The sequence below is a fragment of the Rhizobium ruizarguesonis genome (assembly GCF_012349115.1).
Lineage (GTDB): Bacteria > Pseudomonadota > Alphaproteobacteria > Rhizobiales > Rhizobiaceae > Rhizobium > Rhizobium ruizarguesonis.
The window spans coordinates 309,606-324,706 of the sequence record NZ_PQIG01000001.1; the positions used below are offsets into that span (position 1 = coordinate 309,606).

General features: G+C 60.8%; 16 protein-coding genes. 6 read left to right on the forward strand and 10 right to left on the reverse strand.

The annotated features are described in order from the left end of the window. Window positions 1-114: 114 nt before the first annotated feature. Window positions 115-582: a universal stress protein gene (locus C3Y91_RS01355; protein ID WP_018069392.1), complete on the reverse strand. Its 468-nt coding sequence runs from the start codon at window positions 580-582 to the stop codon at window positions 115-117. 221 nt (window positions 583-803) lie between these two features. Between C3Y91_RS01355 and C3Y91_RS01360 the strand changes: the two genes are divergently transcribed. Continuing rightward, window positions 804-1,652 (forward strand): NAD(P)-dependent oxidoreductase, encoded by an 849-nt coding sequence (locus tag C3Y91_RS01360; protein WP_051320224.1) that lies wholly within the window; start codon window positions 804-806, stop codon window positions 1,650-1,652. 6 nt (window positions 1,653-1,658) lie between these two features. Here C3Y91_RS01360 and C3Y91_RS01365 read toward each other — a convergent pair whose 3' ends face one another. Continuing rightward, window positions 1,659-1,907 (reverse strand): type II toxin-antitoxin system ParD family antitoxin, encoded by a 249-nt coding sequence (locus C3Y91_RS01365; RefSeq protein ID WP_027688761.1) that lies wholly within the window; start codon window positions 1,905-1,907, stop codon window positions 1,659-1,661. Window positions 1,908-2,118: 211 nt separating this feature from the next. On the opposite strand from C3Y91_RS01365, the gene yghU reads away from it, so the two are divergent. After that, on the forward strand, window positions 2,119-2,994 hold the full coding sequence (gene yghU, locus C3Y91_RS01370) for a glutathione-dependent disulfide-bond oxidoreductase (RefSeq protein ID WP_027688760.1): 876 nt from the start codon (window positions 2,119-2,121) through the stop codon (window positions 2,992-2,994). A gap of 84 nt (window positions 2,995-3,078) precedes the next feature. Here yghU and C3Y91_RS01375 read toward each other — a convergent pair whose 3' ends face one another. Genes C3Y91_RS01375 through C3Y91_RS01395 form a run of 5 tightly spaced genes read right to left on the reverse strand, consistent with a single transcriptional unit; the run spans window position 3,079 to window position 9,047 of the window. Then, entirely contained in the window at window positions 3,079-4,593 is a 1,515-nt protein-coding gene (locus C3Y91_RS01375; RefSeq protein ID WP_027688759.1) for an ABC transporter substrate-binding protein, read from the reverse strand. A 19-nt stretch (window positions 4,594-4,612) separates the two neighbouring features. Next, window positions 4,613-6,322: a dipeptide ABC transporter ATP-binding protein gene (locus C3Y91_RS01380; protein WP_168574896.1), complete on the reverse strand. Its 1,710-nt coding sequence runs from the start codon at window positions 6,320-6,322 to the stop codon at window positions 4,613-4,615. Next, window positions 6,319-7,170, reverse strand: coding sequence for an ABC transporter permease (locus C3Y91_RS01385; protein WP_024320175.1), 852 nt, complete (start codon window positions 7,168-7,170; stop codon window positions 6,319-6,321). Before C3Y91_RS01385 ends, C3Y91_RS01380 begins: the two co-directional genes overlap by 4 nt. Continuing rightward, entirely contained in the window at window positions 7,167-8,105 is a 939-nt protein-coding gene (locus C3Y91_RS01390; RefSeq protein ID WP_018069399.1) for an ABC transporter permease, read from the reverse strand. Before C3Y91_RS01390 ends, C3Y91_RS01385 begins: the two co-directional genes overlap by 4 nt. A gap of 51 nt (window positions 8,106-8,156) precedes the next feature. Then, window positions 8,157-9,047: a proline iminopeptidase-family hydrolase gene (locus C3Y91_RS01395; RefSeq protein WP_168574897.1), complete on the reverse strand. Its 891-nt coding sequence runs from the start codon at window positions 9,045-9,047 to the stop codon at window positions 8,157-8,159. Between the two features lie 127 nt (window positions 9,048-9,174). On the opposite strand from C3Y91_RS01395, the gene C3Y91_RS01400 reads away from it, so the two are divergent. The 4 genes from C3Y91_RS01400 to C3Y91_RS01415 all read left to right on the forward strand — a co-directional run bounded on the left by C3Y91_RS01400 (window position 9,175) and on the right by C3Y91_RS01415 (window position 12,898). Further along, window positions 9,175-9,987 (forward strand): helix-turn-helix transcriptional regulator, encoded by an 813-nt coding sequence (locus C3Y91_RS01400; protein WP_018069401.1) that lies wholly within the window; start codon window positions 9,175-9,177, stop codon window positions 9,985-9,987. A gap of 64 nt (window positions 9,988-10,051) precedes the next feature. Next, entirely contained in the window at window positions 10,052-10,954 is a 903-nt protein-coding gene (locus tag C3Y91_RS01405) for a proline iminopeptidase-family hydrolase (RefSeq protein ID WP_018069402.1), read from the forward strand. A 90-nt stretch (window positions 10,955-11,044) separates the two neighbouring features. Continuing rightward, the gene (locus C3Y91_RS01410) at window positions 11,045-11,902 is read left to right on the forward strand and encodes a helix-turn-helix domain-containing protein (protein ID WP_168574898.1); all 858 of its coding nucleotides are present in this window, start codon (window positions 11,045-11,047) and stop codon (window positions 11,900-11,902) included. Window positions 11,903-11,995: 93 nt separating this feature from the next. Beyond that, the gene (locus tag C3Y91_RS01415) at window positions 11,996-12,898 is read left to right on the forward strand and encodes an NAD(P)H-binding protein (RefSeq protein ID WP_027688755.1); all 903 of its coding nucleotides are present in this window, start codon (window positions 11,996-11,998) and stop codon (window positions 12,896-12,898) included. A gap of 17 nt (window positions 12,899-12,915) precedes the next feature. Here the strand turns inward: C3Y91_RS01415 and C3Y91_RS01420 are convergent, their stop codons facing one another. The 3 genes from C3Y91_RS01420 to C3Y91_RS37640 form a co-directional block, all read right to left on the reverse strand. Further along, on the reverse strand, window positions 12,916-13,827 hold the full coding sequence (locus C3Y91_RS01420) for an acetamidase/formamidase family protein (protein WP_027688754.1): 912 nt from the start codon (window positions 13,825-13,827) through the stop codon (window positions 12,916-12,918). 249 nt (window positions 13,828-14,076) lie between these two features. Continuing rightward, on the reverse strand, window positions 14,077-14,694 hold the full coding sequence (locus tag C3Y91_RS01425) for an outer membrane protein (protein WP_130657714.1): 618 nt from the start codon (window positions 14,692-14,694) through the stop codon (window positions 14,077-14,079). A gap of 70 nt (window positions 14,695-14,764) precedes the next feature. After that, window positions 14,765-15,101, reverse strand: a 337-nt coding sequence (locus C3Y91_RS37640) for a hypothetical protein (RefSeq protein WP_210267736.1), incomplete at its 5' end; no start/stop codon positions are given.

The following is a 15,101-nucleotide window of genomic DNA, read 5'->3' on the forward strand; positions in this document are numbered from 1 at the left end:
TATCTCCGGTCAGGCAGCGAATACTGCCGGTTGGTTTGGGGATGATATAGGTTGCCGGGCCGCCATCGGGGAGGGGAGGCCGCTCGGATTGCTCTTCAGGAGGCCTTGTGGAGGTTAGAGCGGTGCCACATCTTCCGCTTGCGATGCTGAGCCTTCATGCGCTGGCGCTGGCCGCCGATCGACAAGAACCGAGCATCCGGCGTGGCGCACGACCTTTTCGACGATCGAGGAGAAGACGTAGTCGGTGATATCGGGCACATGCGATGAAAGCAGAATGAGATCGGCCGACTTCTCCCTTGCTGAAGACACCAGCAGGGAGGCCGCAACACCGATGCGAACCTCGATGACCGCCGGTATTTCCAGCTCCTTGCAGAGCGATGACAGTTTCTTTTCGGCGTCGACGATCGCGTTCGTTTCGAATTCTTCGGGAAGGTCCATCAGGTGACGGTGCGGGATATTCTCGATGACGTGCATGACGATGACGCTTCCGCCTTCATCCACCAGCGCTGCAGCCCGGCGCAGGATGCGGATTGCCGTCTGCCTGGAACCCATGCCGATGCCGCAGATGATCGTTCGATACATTGAAATCCATATCCTTGAATGCGATGGTCGCGCCGATCATACTGATCGTCGAGCGGCTAAACATTGACTGATATCAAACAGAAATGCCGCAATGTCGCAACGGCGGCGCGCACACGAACGCAGTTCTGACTCAAGGACAAGACCTGCCGCGACATCTTCGCGAGTTGACGGCACGCCCAGAGCGGCAATCTAACATGATGTCGACACTCATCGAGGTTCACATGCCGAATATTGCGATTATCGGATCAGGCGCGATGGGAAGCGCTGTCGCCAGACGGCTGATTGCCCATGGCGCCATGGTGCCGACCTATCTCCAAGGCAGGAGCGAGCAGACGATTGCCCGGGCGAAGGCGGCCGGCATGGTTCCAGTTAGCCGCCAGGAACTGACGAGGGCCGATCTGATCCTGTCGATCGTCCCGCCGGCGGAGGCGATCAGGGTCGCCGAATTGGTGGCGGAGATATCGTCGACGCTGCCCGAGCCGCCGCCCTTCATCGACCTCAACGCGATTGCGCCGAAAACGATGCAGGCATTGGCCGCACGCTTCGAAGGCAGCCGCGTCGAGGTACTGGACGGCGCCATCATCGGCGGGCCACCGATTCCCGGCAAATCAGGACCGACCCTCTATATCAGCGGCGACCCCGCCAAGCGAAGCAGGCTGCTCGAAGATTGCGGCCTGCAGATCCGCAGGCTCGACGGACCGCTCGGCGCCGCCTCTGCGCTGAAAATGTGTTATGCCGGCATCAACAAGGGATTTACCGGCCTTGGCGCCGCCATGCTGCTTGCGGCATCGCGTTCGGGTGCTGCCGAAAGCCTGATGGCCGAACTCTCCGAAAGCCTTCCCGACGTCGATCGCAAGCTGTCGGGATCCATTCCCGACATGTATGCGAAAGCCTATCGATGGGTCGCCGAAATGCAGGAGATTGCCGATTTCCTCGGAGAGGATGATCCGGCGGCGACCATTTTCCGCGGCATGGCGGATGTCTTCTCCAGGATGGCGAGCGACGTCGAGGGCGATCGCGTGCTCGTGGGGCAGCTGGACGAGATCATCGCGCGGCGGGAGAAAATATGACGCCTGTCATTTCGCCTCGAACGCCGCCCGTTTGCGAGCGTTGAACGCATCGAAATCGAAGGGCGTGGCAGCGCCGGATTCTTCGCCTTCAATCAAGGCGTCCTGCAATGCCTTCACTTTGGCTTCGTGTTCTTCGAGGAGGCGAAGGTCCGCCCGGACAACGTCGCTGGCTGAACCATAGCGGCCAGCCTGAACCTGCGTATCAATGAGCCTGGTGAAATGGTCACTGAGCGATATGGACGTATTTCTAGCCATCCTGAATCTCCTTTGAGTCCAATATGCCAATTTTTGGTACTTACAAAACCCTAGTGTTCACAGCGTAAATTGATATATGGCCGGCGCTCTGACGATTGTGTGAAGCGCTTCGACACCTCTGACAAAACCTCGTCGCCTCTGCTATGTCAGGAAAAATGCGGCAGCCCAACTGGCGTCGCGCTCTGTCCGATCAATACCAGGAGTTTGAAAGATGAGCGGTACTTCCGATTATACGCCCCCGAAGGTCTGGACCTGGAACAAGGCGAATGGCGGCCAATTCGCCAGCATCAACCGCCCGATATCAGGGCCGACGCATGACAAGGAGCTTCCGGTCGGCCGCCATCCGCTGCAGCTCTATTCGCTCGGAACGCCGAACGGCCAGAAGGTCACCATCATGCTCGAGGAGCTGCTGGCCCTTGGCCATGAAGGTGCGGAGTATGACGCCTGGCTGATCAGGATCGGCGATGGCGACCAGTTCGGAAGCGGCTTCGTCGCGGTCAATCCCAATTCCAAGATACCGGCGCTGATGGACCGTAGTGGGCCAAAGCCGATCCGCGTCTTCGAATCCGGTGCCATCCTGACCTATCTCGCTGAAAAATTCGGCGCCTTCCTGCCGACCGAACCGAGCGCGCGCGCCGAATGCCTGTCATGGCTGTTCTGGCAGATGGGAAGCGCCCCCTATCTCGGCGGCGGCTTCGGCCATTTCTACGCCTATGCGCCGACGAAGATCGAATATGCGATCGACCGTTTCGCCATGGAAGTGAAGCGTCAGCTCGACGTGCTCGATCGTCGCCTTGCCGAAAGCGAATATCTGGCAGGCAGCGAATATACGATCGCCGATATTGCCGTCTGGCCCTGGTATGGCGGCCTGGTGAAGGGCTGGACCTACGGTGCAGCCGAGTTTCTGCAGGTCGAGGACTATAAGAACGTGCTGCGCTGGGCAGACACCATCTACAGCCGGCCGGCCGTGCAACGCGGCCGGATGGTCAACCGGCTCTCCGGCGACCCCTCGAGCCAGTTGCACGAGCGCCACGACGCCAGCGACTTCGACACCAGGACGCAGGACAAGCTCGCCGCCGCCGAGTAAGCAAGCGACCCCAGCCACGTGTCGCAGCAATAAATGAAGCTCCGCCGCCTTTACGGCGACGGAGCATCTGCATACTGCCCGAACTCAGTTCTTGACCGTGTCTTCCAGGAAGAACCGGCCGAGCGGGTTCTGGTAGAAGTTCTCGATATTCTTGCGCGAGACGTTGATATAGGGGCTGTAATAGAGGTCGATCCAGTTGACGTCGTCCTTGGCCATCTTCTGCAGATCGACATACATCTGTTCGCGCTTCTTCGGGTCGAGCTCGAGGCGCGCCTTGGCGACCAGTTCCTTCACCGCCTCGTTCTTGTAATTGGTCGAGTAGTTGTTGTTGGAATCGTGGCCGAGAACGAAGGTGGTCTTCTGGTCCGGGTCGAGAATGTCGTTGGTCCAGTAATTGACCGAGACGTCGTAGTCGCCGGCCACGATCATGTCCCATTCCTGGCTCGGATCGACCTTCTGCAGATTGGCCGTGATGCCGGCCTTCTGCAGCTGCTGCTGGACCAGAACGGCCGTCTGTTCGTCGACTTCGTCGCCGGCGCGCACCAGATAGTTCAGCGTCAGGTCCGAGGCGCCGGCGGCCGCCAGCAACTCCTTTGCCTTTTCGGGATCATAAGGCCGCTGCAGATTGTCGGCATAATAATAGAGAGCGCCCTTTGGAATATAGGAGTTGGCGACCGTGCCCTGGCCGAAGGTGACGGTATCGACGATCGCCTTCTTGTCGATCGCGAGGTCAAGCGCCTGGCGGACTTCCTTCTTGCCGAGCGCGCCATGCGCATGGTTGATCAGAAGATGATCCTCGCGGGTCGAAGCGTCGATATCGACGTTGAGGTTCGGGTCCTTCTTCAACTCCTCGACGCGAGAAAAGGGAACGAAGATCGCCGTATCCAGTTCGCCGGCCTGGACGTTCAGCATGCGGGTGTTGTCGTCAGGCACCGAGATCCACTCGACACCGTCGAGCTTCACCCGGTCCGCCTGCCAGAAATTCGGGTTCTTCTTCAGGATGACGCGGTCACCGCGCCGCCATTCCTCGACCACGAAGGCGCCGGATGCGATCGGCTTTTCGCCATAGGCATCGGCGCCCAGCGATTCCATGCCCTTCTTGGAGATGACGGAGGCATTGGGCAGCGCCAGCGTCGACAGGAACGGCGCGGACTGGTTCTTGAGCTTGATCGTCAGCGTGTGTGCGTCGGTCGCCACTGCCGTGTCGATCACCTTATAGGAATCGCTCCAGAGCGAGGCAGCGTCATCGCGGATGCGCAGCAGGCTGTAGGCCGCGTCTTCCGCCGTCAGCGGCGAACCGTCCGAGAATTTTGCGTCGCGGATCTTGAACGTGTAGGTCAGCCCGTCATCAGAGACGGTCCAGCTTTCGGCAAGGCCCGGCTCCAGTTTCGTGCCTGTCTTGTCGACGCGGATCAGCACGTCGTAGACGTTGGAGAACACCCAGTTGTCGATGTTCTGCGCGGTCTTGATCGGATCAAATGTCGTCGAATCCTCGCGGCGGCCGATGGTGAGTACACCGGCGGCCTCGGCATAGCTTGCGCTGAGCGTCAGACCGGCGAGCAAGGCTGCAAGCCCGATTGATTTCCACCTGTTTGTCATGAGTTCGTTCCCTTCGTTGTTATGGCATGCGTTTGATGGGCAGGATCGGCATCGAATGCGGATCGTCCTTGCCGTCGGCGTCTTGAAGCAGCCGCTTGTCAGGATCGATGTCGGGAATGGCGGCGATCAGCGCCGCCGTATAGGGATGCTTCGGCCGCGCGAAGACGTCTTCGGAGCGGCCTTCCTCAACGATTTCGCCGCGATACATCACGACGACGCGTTCGCATAGATTGCGGACGATCGCGAGATCATGGGCGATGAAGATCAGCGTGAGGTTCATCTTCGCCGTGAGCTCGCGGAAGAGTTCGATGATTTGGGCCTGGATGGTGACGTCGAGGGCCGCCACGCATTCGTCGGCGATGATCAGCTTCGGATCGACGGCCAGCGCCCGGGCGATGCCGGCGCGCTGGCACTGGCCGCCACTCATGCTGCGCGGTTTGCGGCCGGCGAATTCGCGTTCGAGGCCGACGAGATCGAGCAGTTCGCCGATCCGCGCAGGAATATCGGCCCTGGCGACCTTGCCCTGCACCTTCAGCACCTCGGCCAGCATCTGGCCGATCGTCAGCCTCGGATTGAGCGCATTGTATGGGTCCTGGAACACCATCGCCGTCTCGCGCCTGAGCTTTGCCAGGCCAGCGCTTTTCTGCAGCGCCAGATCGACGCCGTCGAAGGTGACGTGACCCGAGGAAAGCGGTGTGAGGCCGAGCACGGCGCGGGCAAGCGTGCTCTTGCCGCTGCCGGATTCGCCGACGATGCCGACCGTCTCGCCCGGCATGATCTGCAGGCTGACGCCAGCAACGGCGCTGACCGTCTTGGCACCGCCCCTGAGCAGGGCGCCGCCGGCTCTGAAACGCACGTGGAGATCGTCGATTTCGAGCAATGGCCTGGCCGGTTTGCTGGCCTCGGCATTCTCGAGCAGCGGCGCTGATATCTCGCTCGGCAGGGAAGGGTGGCTGTTGATCAGGTTGATCGTATAGGGATGCTGCGGCCGCGCCAGGATCGTCCGCTTCGGCCCCTCTTCGAGTAGCTTGCCGCCGCGCAGCACGGCGATGCGGTCGCAGGTCTGGGCGACGATACCGAGATCGTGGGTGATCAGAATGATCGACAGGCCGCGCCGATCGCGAATGTCAATCAACAGCCGCAGGATCTGCGCCTGAATGGTCACGTCCAGCGCCGTGGTCGGCTCGTCGGCGATCAGGATCTTCGGATTGCAGGACAGCGCCACACCGATCATCGCCCGCTGCCGCATGCCGCCGGAAAATTCGTGCGGATAACTGTCGTACTGGCGCTTCGGATCGGGAAAACCGACCTGCGCCAGGATTTCCGTTGCCGCGGCCCGGGCCTCGCGGGCGCCGAGCCCCTGGTGATAGCGGATGCCCTCGGCGATCTGATCGCCGATTCGCATCACCGGGTCGAGATGGCTGGTCGGGTTCTGGAAGATCATGCCGATGTCGCCGCCGCGCACTTTCAGCATCTCGCCATCGTCGATCCGCATGAGGTCGCGCCCTTCGAGCAGCACGCTACCGCTTTCGATCTTCAGCAGCGAGGAGGGCAGCAGGCGCACCAGGGAACGGCAGAACAGGCTCTTGCCCGAGCCGCTCTCGCCGACAAGACCGAGGATCTCGCCCTTGCCGAGGTCGAGCGAGACCGCATCGAGCAGCGTGCGCGGGCCGGAATCGACATGCGCCCTGACGGTGAGATCACGGACGGACAGCACGGAGCCGCTCATTCGTGCACCCCCAGCAGTTCGCCGAGCGCATCGCCCAGCATGCTGAAGCCGAAGGCGAGGCAGACGATGGAGAGGCCGGGAAACAGCGTGATCCACCATGCTGTTGTGATGAAGCTCTGTCCTTCCGCGACCATGACACCCCATTCGGCGATCGGCGGCTGGACGCCGAGGCCGAGATAGCTGACGGCAGCGCCGCTGAGCAGCACCAGCGTCGCATCGGACATAGAAAAGACGATCGAACCGGCGATCGCGTTCGGCAGCAGGTGGCGGAACATGATGCGCGGCCGGCTGAAGCCGAGGCTGACGGCGGCAACGGCATAGTCGCTGCCCTTCAGCACCAGCATCTGCGCCCGGATCAGCCGCGCATAGGAGACCCAGCCGACCAGCGCCATGGCGATATAGAAGCTGCCGAGGCCCGGTCCGAGGATCGCGATGATAGACAGCATCAGCACCAGGAAAGGGAAGGCGAGGATGATATCGACGAGGCGCATGAACAGCGCATCGACGATCCCCCCGAAGAAGCCGGCGATCGTGCCGACCGTCGTGCCGATCAGGAAGGGGAAGATGACGCCGATCAGCGCCATCTGCAGATCGAGGCGCGCGCCCCAGATGACGCGGGAAAGGATATCGCGGCCGAAATTGTCGGTGCCGAAGGGATGCAACAGCGAAGGCGCCTGCAGGCGCACCTCGGCGTTCTGCATGATCGGGTCGTAAGGCGCGACGATGGGCGCGCCGATCGCCAGCAGGACGAAGAACAGCAGCAGGCCGGCACTGAGCGCAAGCATCAACCGCCGGCCGAAGAACCGACGCCAGCCGGGGGAGGTGGGGGCGATCGCCTCGATGCTCATAGCTTCACCCTCGGATCGACGGCGACAGTGACGATGTCGGCGATGAAGTTGATGAGCACGGTGGCGCAGGCAAAGACCATGGCGACGCCCTGCACCACCATGTAGTCGCGCGAGAAAATTGCCCTGACGAGCAACTGTCCCATGCCGGGCAGCGCAAAGACGCTCTCGACCACCACCGTACCGCCGATCAGCCAGCCGATATTGACGGCAAGCAGATTGATCGTCGGCACCAGCGAATTCGGCAGCACATGCCGCCAGAAGACGATGCCTTCGGGCATGCCGCGGGCGCGCGCCGCGGTCGCGACATCCGATTTCAGCTGCTCGATCATCGCCGCCCGCAGGCTGCGTGTCAGCACGGTCGAGAGCGACAGCGCGACCGTCAGGCTCGGCAGCACCAGATGCGACAGCTTTTCGCCGATCGTCGCACCATAGCCCGAAACCGGCAGCACACCGAGTTCGACACTGAAGAGGATGATCAGCATCAACCCCAGCCAGAAGGGCGGAAAGCCGATGCCGAAGGTCGAGACGATGCGCACCGCATGATCCGGCGCCCGGCCGGCATTGCGTGCGGCAATCGCCGCCATCGGCACTGCGATCAGGACCGAAAGCACGACGCTGGAGACGACGAGCGCAAGCGTCGGCTCGATGCGGGTGACGATCAGCTTCAGCACGTCGATCTTATAAAGAATCGACTTACCCATCTCGCCATTGGCGAGGTTCTTGAGGAAATAGACATATTGCAGCCACATCGGCTGGTCGAGGCCGTACTGGGCGCGAATGCTGGCAAGGGCCGCCGGCGTCGCACGCGTCCCGAGGATATTGCGCGCCGGATCGCCGGGGATCAGCCGGACCAGAATGAAAGTAATGACGCTGATGCCGAAGATCACGGGCAGGAACTGCAGCGGTCGCGTCAGAACGAATTTATAGCGATGCATGACGGCGATCGCCCCTTTGTCTTCGTCGGGTTCGGTCCGCTCCCTCTTGCATCAGCCTGCCTTGTGCCGGTCGAGAAAATCGAGAAGCGCCGGATAATAATCCTGCGGGTTCTCATAGAACGGCATATGGCTGGCGTTGGCAAATACCTTCAGCTCGGCATTCGGCAGCGCAAGCTTCATCCTGAGCGCACAGGCTGGCGTCAGCTCGTCATGCTCGCCCGTCGTGATGAGCACCGGCAGCGTCAGTCGCGGCAGATCGGGGATGCGGTTCCAGTCCTTGAGGTTGCCGATATAGAGAAACTCGTTCGGTCCCTGCATCGTCTCGTAGGGCGCCATGTTCCAATCGTCGAGCGAGCGCCGCACCGGTGCCGGCCATTCCGGCAGACGGCAGATGTGGCGATAGTTGAGGATGGTGACGGCCGCGAGATATTCCGGATGACTGTAGGTGCCCTGCGCCTCGTGCTTCTGCATCATCGACACTGTTTCGGGACCGAGCGCTGCGCGCAGCCGTTCCAGTTCCGAGATCAGATGCGGCATGTCGGCGACGGTGTCCTCGAGGATCAGCGTCTTCAAGTTCTCGGGATAGGTCAGCGCATATTCAATCGCCAGCCAGCCGCCCCAGGAATGGCCGAGCATGTGGATCTTGCCGAGCCCCAGCGCCTTGCGCACCGTCTCGGTCTCCTCGACATAACGGCCGATCGTCCAGAGTGTGAGATCGTCCGGCCGGTCGGAGGCGCCGGTGCCGAGTTGATCGAAGGCGACGACACGATAGCCCTTGTCGATGAGGCAGGAATGCGCCTCGCGCAGGTAATCGCAGGGCAGGCCCGGCCCGCCGTTCAGGCAAAAAACCGTCTCTGTGCCGGTCCCGAAACTATAGGCAACGACGCGATAGCCATCGACATCGATCTCGAATCGCTCGTCCGGCCGTATTTCACGCCACATTGATCGCTCCGGCAGAAGATTTCGCTTGCTCAATATTTGGGCATGGCTAAATTTTTACCTTAAATCACATTCTGTGCCAGCTATAAGAAGTGATAGGGTGGGCACGATGCCGAACCTGGGAGCAGCCATGCTTGACGAGCCCATTCTTGACGATATTGGAACGATCCGACGGCAGTTTACAGCACACGAAACGCTGGACGGCCGGATCGACCAGGCCTTCGAGGCGATGAAGCAGATCGGCTTCGAGGCGCTGATCTATGATTATACGCCGGTGCCCTACGATCTCGATGGCGCGATCATGATACCATCGCTGCTGAAGCTGCGGAATATCTCGGACGACATGCACGATTACTGGTTCAATCGCGGCTATTTCCGTATCGATCCGGTGCAGCAGGTGGCGCTACGCACGTCCGCACCTTTCTTCTGGAACTATGACCCGGACGCTGACACGCTGATCAACCGTTTCATGAACGACGACACCGCGCCGGTGACGCGCTATTTGAGTGAACGCGATATGTCGACCGGCGTCACCGTGCCGGTTCATATGCCACGCGGCGACTATGCGACCGTCACCGGCATCCGCTTCGGTCGAAACAAAGATTTCGAACGGCACGCATTACGCTATATCGCCGACTTCAATCTGCTTGCCCATGTTTTCCATGAGACCGCCTATTCGCTTTTCGACACGCGGGCGAAGAGCGTCGGTACGATCCGCCTGACCGAGCGGGAACGTGAGTGCCTGCGCCATTCCGCGGAAGGTTATTCTGCCAAGGAAATTTCCCGCATCATCGACCGTTCCGTGCCGACTGTGGTGATGCACCTGAACGCCGCGGCAAAGAAACTCGGCGCCCGCAACCGCACCCAGGCGGTGGTTCGCGCCACCCATTACCGCCTGCTCGAAGACCGGCCGACCCATAATTGGCCACCCTATAACTTGTGATAGCTGCCTTCACAGTCGCCGCCGCGTTATGCTTTTTCATCACTGCTAAGAGATGGAGATACCAGTGGGCGAAGTCACGACCAATGAAGCCTATCTGCCCTTTCGCGACTATCGCACCTGGTATCGCGTCACCGGTTCGCTGGACAGCGGCAAGCTGCCCCTCGTCGTTGCCCATGGCGGGCCCGGCTGCACGCATGATTATGTCGATTCCTTCAAGGATATCGCCGCCCTCGACGGCCGTCCCGTCATCCATTACGACCAACTCGGCAATGGCAATTCCACCCGACTTCCGGAAAAAGGCCCGGATTTCTGGACGGTCGGCCTGTTTCTCGAAGAACTGGACGCGCTGCTTTCCCATCTCGGCATTCAGCATCGTTACGCCTTCCTCGGCCAGTCCTGGGGCGGCATGCTCGGCGCCGAACATGCGGTGCGCCGGCCGCAAGGCCTGAAGGCACTTGTAATCGCCAACTCGCCGGCCAACATGCACACCTGGGTTTCGGAGGCGAACCGGCTGAGGCAGGAACTGCCGAAAGAGGTGCAGGATACGCTGCTGAAGCATGAACTGGCAGGAAGCCTCACCGATCCGGAATATATCGCCGCCTCACGCGTCTTCTATGACCGCCATGTCTGCCGCGTGGTGCCGTGGCCGCCTGAAGTGGCGCGGACCTTTGCAATCATGGACGAGGACAACACCGTCTACCGCAACATGAACGGCCCGACCGAATTTCACGTCATCGGCACGATGAAGGATTGGACGATCGAGAACAGGCTGGACCGCATCGAAGCCCCGACGCTGCTGATCTCGGGAAAATACGACGAGGCAACACCCCTGGTGGTCAGGCCCTATCTCGAACGGGTTCCCGGCTGCGAATGGGTGCTCTTCGAAAATTCCAGCCATATGCCGCATGTCGAGGAAAAGCAGCTTTGCCTGGCAACCGTTTCCGGTTTCCTGTCACGGCACGATTGAGAAAACCCGCCCACGCCGGCAACACCGTTTCTTGCCGCGAAGGCGACGCTTGGGATAGTCTGTCCCTTCGAGAGCGAAGGAAACGGGCCGATGAACGATCATCCGCAGACAGGCAGCGCGACAATCCTCGCAACGAGCAGGGCGCGCGGCTGGCGCGGTCTGGAGGCCGATCTTGTGCGCATCCCGCCTGGCCGCACGCATATTTCAGGCACGCCCTATCATCGCCTCGGAATCCATGTCGGCCGGCCGGTGCGGGCCCAATGCCGCTGTGACGGGCGGGAGCATCGCCGACTGCAGAAGCATGGCGATATCGACGTGGTGCCAGCCGGCCTTGATGGTGTCTGGGAGGACGACCGCGAATGCATGATCCTGCGGCTGAAGATCAGCAAGGATCTTTTCCATCGGGCTGCGATCGATCTCGGCCGCGATCCCGCGACGGCAATCGTGCCGCAATTTCAGCTCCGTGATCCGCGGCTCGAGGCAATCGTCTGGGCCTTGAAAGCGGAACTCGAGGCGGATGTGCCGTCCGACAATCTCTATGCCGATACACTGGCGACGGCCTTGGCGCTCCGTCTGGTCGAGGCGGGCAGCGGCAGCTCTCGCCCAGTGGATAGCGGCAGAGCGCTCTCGCCCCGTCGGAAGCGGATGCTTGCCGACTACATTGAGGATAATCTCGACACGTCGCTTTCGCTTGCCGAACTGGCAGGTCTTGCCGGACTGAGCCTCTCGCATCTGAAGACACAGTTTCGAAACAGTTTCGGTATGCCGCCGCATCGGTATGTGCTGCACCGCCGGGTGGCTCGCGTCGAGGTGCTGATCCGGAGTTCCGGCCTGCCCTTGAGCCAGATTGCGCTTGAGGCCGGCTTTGCGCATCAAAGCCATATGGCAAACAGCATGAAGCGGCTGCTTGGCATCAGCCCCGGCACCATCACCCGCTTCCGCAATTAAAAAAATTGGCCGATCCTGCAAGGGATCGGCCGAATGCGCAGGCAATGCCCCCGGCGGCAGTACATCTTCCTTCCTCTGTTCTCAGTCGAAGGAATGATCATGTTTGTCATCTTTGGCGCCACCGGCAAGGTCGGCAAGGCAACGATAACAAGACTTCGGGCCAAGGGCGCACCCGTCAGGGCAGTGCTCCGTGATCCCGCTAGAGCCGCACCCCTTGCGGCGCTCGGATGTGAGATCGGCATCGCCGAGGTCGGCGATGCCGATGCCATGGCCGTCGCGATGAGAGATGCGACGGCTGTACAGCTCATCTGCCCGATCAATCCTCGCGCCGCCGATGCCAGCCGCCAGATGCTGCAGTCGATCGAGCGGATGGCGGAGGCGATCGATGCCGCCCGGCCGCCGTGCATCCTGGCAATCTCGGATTACGGCGCGCATCTGACGATCGATACCGGCATAACCAGCCTCTTCCGTGCGATGGAGGAGCGGTTCCGGCAGTGCAGCGCCAGGATGGTCTTCCTGCGTTCGGCCGAACATATGGAAAACTGGGCACGCTACCTGACGATCGCCGGTGAGACCGGTGTGATGCCAAGCATGCACCTGCCGCTGTCGCGACCTTTCGCGACCGTCTCCGCCGCCGATATCGGCGATATGGCCGCCGACCTTCTGCTGACCGATGAGGATCATGGCCCTTTGCCGCGGATTGTCCATGGCGAAGGGCCGCGGGAATACACGGCGCTCGACATCGCCGCGGCTTTAGGCCAGGTGCTGGCGCGGAGCGTCGTTGCACACGAACTGCCACGCGCCAATTGGCCGGCAACGCTGATGCGGTCGGGGCTTTCGGAAAGTTACGCGGAGCTGATCGTCAGGCTCGCCGAGGCGCACAATAAAGGCCTGATCGGAGCCGAAGCCGGTGTCGGCGAAATCCGCCGTGGCCGCACGGATATTGCCGTTGCCCTCGAGTCATTTCGTCCTGAGATCCGGCAAGATATCGTGTGACGTTCAGCCTGAGCGACCTATCCGCGGGTCAGCCACTTCTTGGCAACACGGCAAGCCATCGTATAGGCCGGATCGAAGACGTTGCCGACGTCATAGCGCACCACCTGGCCGAGCAGATGGCTGGCCGCCGTCTTGTCGAGGCCATAATCCGAGGCCAGCCAGTTCAGCATTTCGCTGGTCGCGTGCTGGAGCGCCTGATCGAGGGGCCGGGCGTTGCCGATGGTGAAGATGTCGTCAGCGGTTTCGCCGCGCGGCCAGACCAGTCCGGCCTTCTTTTCCACCGTCAGACGCACGGTGACCTCGAACGTCGTCTCGACGCCGGTTCCGACGATCTCGCCATCCCCTTGCACGGCATGGCAGTCGCCGAGGAAGAACAAGGCGCCGGGAGCCGCTACGGGCAAGCGGACGGTAGTGCCGGGGCCGAACAGCCGATAGTCCATGTTGCCGCCATATTCGCCGCTGGTTGCGGTCGATATCGCCTGGCCGAGGCTGGGCGCCACGCCGAAACAGCCGATCATCGGGGCGAGAGGCAGAACGAAATTTTCGAGGCCGCCGACCGGCTCGGAAAGCCGGAGGGTCAATGCCTCACGGTCGATGGCCCAGATGGCGATATCGCGCGGCGGCAGGTCGCGAACCGCCTCGGGATCGACCACATTGGCCGCGACGACGCTGCGGGTAAAACCCGTTTCCCTGGTCGGGATCATGCTGATGATCTCGACCTTCAGCGCATCTCCGGGCTCAGCACCTTCCACGAAGATCGGGCCGTTCATCGGATTGGGGCCGGATGTCTGCTTGATGCCGTCCTTGTCATGCCCGGCGGCGTCGAGCGTCTCAGTGACCACGGTGTCGCCGTCGGCGATGTGCAGGGCCGGCGGAAGAGAACCGATGACATTGTGAAAGATCGTCGGAATGAAGCGGTGAGTGGTCATGAGAATACAGCTCTCGCTCGTTTCGAATATCATGAGCCTGCGGCTGAACTGCCCGGCGGAGAGAGTTCGAGACTAGATCAGAGATTTCCTGCAATGCCAATATCCGCAGCACCGCCCGAAAAATACAGGTCGGCCGCAATTCCGGCGGCCGATGGGCAGGCCGTCAAATCAGCCTATCTTTGTGCGCACCGCGCCGGATTCGCGGATAATCACGCCTCGACCGACGTCGAGGCGTGATCAGATCGACGTTCAGAATTTGAAGCTGGTGCCGATTGTTACCTTTTGCTGATTCACCTCGAAATCGCCGAGCGCCGAACCGAAATCCTTGCGTCCGAAGTCGTCATAGCGATATTCAGCCCGCATCATTATGTTGTCGGTTAGGGCCCGTTCCACACCGCCACCGGCGGTCCAGCCAATCAGAATGTCGTCCTTCTTGCCAATTCCAGGCACGTCGACTTCTCCACCCGCGGCCGCCAAACCCCCGGTTCCGTAGATCAGCGTACGGTCCAGGGCATATCCCACGCGACCGCGCGCCGAGCCGTCCCATTTGAGGGAAACGTCGCTCCCATCCTTCCAGTTGTAGTTGAAGTCATTCTCGATACCGAAGATGAAAGGACCGTGCTGGAAATTATAGCCGCCGTAAATACCCGTCGAACTTCCATCGAGATCCTGCTCGGATCCGTTGAGGTAGCTCGCATGCGTCGAAGTGTATCCGCCTTGAAGCCCGAGATAAAATCCCGACCAGTCGAAGGCCGACTGGGTCTGTTCCTGTTGAACGTAAGCAGGATCCTGAACCACGGCATCGGCGGCAAAGGCCGGCACCGCCGAGAAAGCCACGGCGGCCAACACGATTATCTTTGTGTACATTAAAGTGCCTCGTCATTTCGATTATTGGAGAAGGCTTCAGCAAACCGGCAAGTCGGCTGGGACCGATGCACTATGCTGCGGTTCGGTGTTGCGGTTTGCACTTTATTGTTGAGATATGTTGTGACCGTGAGCGTCTTGGACGCGGCGCCTGCGCCAAGGTTGCGCGCGGCTTCGAGCGGGCCAAATGTCGATCGCTGGCCGCGCTATTCCACGCGGAGAATGTGACATTCCAACTTTGGACTTTGCGGCAGCAAAACTGCGGGTATAAATAGTGGCTGAAAACTAAATCATTGTAATTAAACTGGTATTTTAGTTCCATAACATGCATTACGCCACTTTGTGTAGCCGCAAGGGTACATTCTATTTCCAAGTGCGACATGCCAGTAATTTCAATGGCTTCACTTTGG

Excerpts from the sequence above, each read along its gene's own strand:
- C3Y91_RS01355 (WP_018069392.1), bottom strand. The coding sequence starts at position 582 with ATGTATCGAACGATCATCTGCGGCATCGGCATGGGTTCCAGGCAGACG.
- C3Y91_RS01360 (WP_051320224.1), top strand. The coding sequence starts at position 804 with ATGCCGAATATTGCGATTATCGGATCAGGCGCGATGGGAAGCGCTGTC.
- C3Y91_RS01365 (WP_027688761.1), bottom strand. The coding sequence starts at position 1,907 with ATGGCTAGAAATACGTCCATATCGCTCAGTGACCATTTCACCAGGCTC.
- yghU (WP_027688760.1), top strand. The coding sequence starts at position 2,119 with ATGAGCGGTACTTCCGATTATACGCCCCCGAAGGTCTGGACCTGGAAC.
- C3Y91_RS01375 (WP_027688759.1), bottom strand. The coding sequence starts at position 4,593 with ATGACAAACAGGTGGAAATCAATCGGGCTTGCAGCCTTGCTCGCCGGT.
- C3Y91_RS01380 (WP_168574896.1), bottom strand. The coding sequence starts at position 6,322 with ATGAGCGGCTCCGTGCTGTCCGTCCGTGATCTCACCGTCAGGGCGCAT.
- C3Y91_RS01385 (WP_024320175.1), bottom strand. The coding sequence starts at position 7,170 with ATGAGCATCGAGGCGATCGCCCCCACCTCCCCCGGCTGGCGTCGGTTC.
- C3Y91_RS01390 (WP_018069399.1), bottom strand. The coding sequence starts at position 8,105 with ATGCATCGCTATAAATTCGTTCTGACGCGACCGCTGCAGTTCCTGCCC.
- C3Y91_RS01395 (WP_168574897.1), bottom strand. The coding sequence starts at position 9,047 with ATGTGGCGTGAAATACGGCCGGACGAGCGATTCGAGATCGATGTCGAT.
- C3Y91_RS01400 (WP_018069401.1), top strand. The coding sequence starts at position 9,175 with ATGCTTGACGAGCCCATTCTTGACGATATTGGAACGATCCGACGGCAG.
- C3Y91_RS01410 (WP_168574898.1), top strand. The coding sequence starts at position 11,045 with ATGAACGATCATCCGCAGACAGGCAGCGCGACAATCCTCGCAACGAGC.
- C3Y91_RS01415 (WP_027688755.1), top strand. The coding sequence starts at position 11,996 with ATGATCATGTTTGTCATCTTTGGCGCCACCGGCAAGGTCGGCAAGGCA.
- C3Y91_RS01420 (WP_027688754.1), bottom strand. The coding sequence starts at position 13,827 with ATGACCACTCACCGCTTCATTCCGACGATCTTTCACAATGTCATCGGT.
- C3Y91_RS01425 (WP_130657714.1), bottom strand. The coding sequence starts at position 14,694 with ATGTACACAAAGATAATCGTGTTGGCCGCCGTGGCTTTCTCGGCGGTG.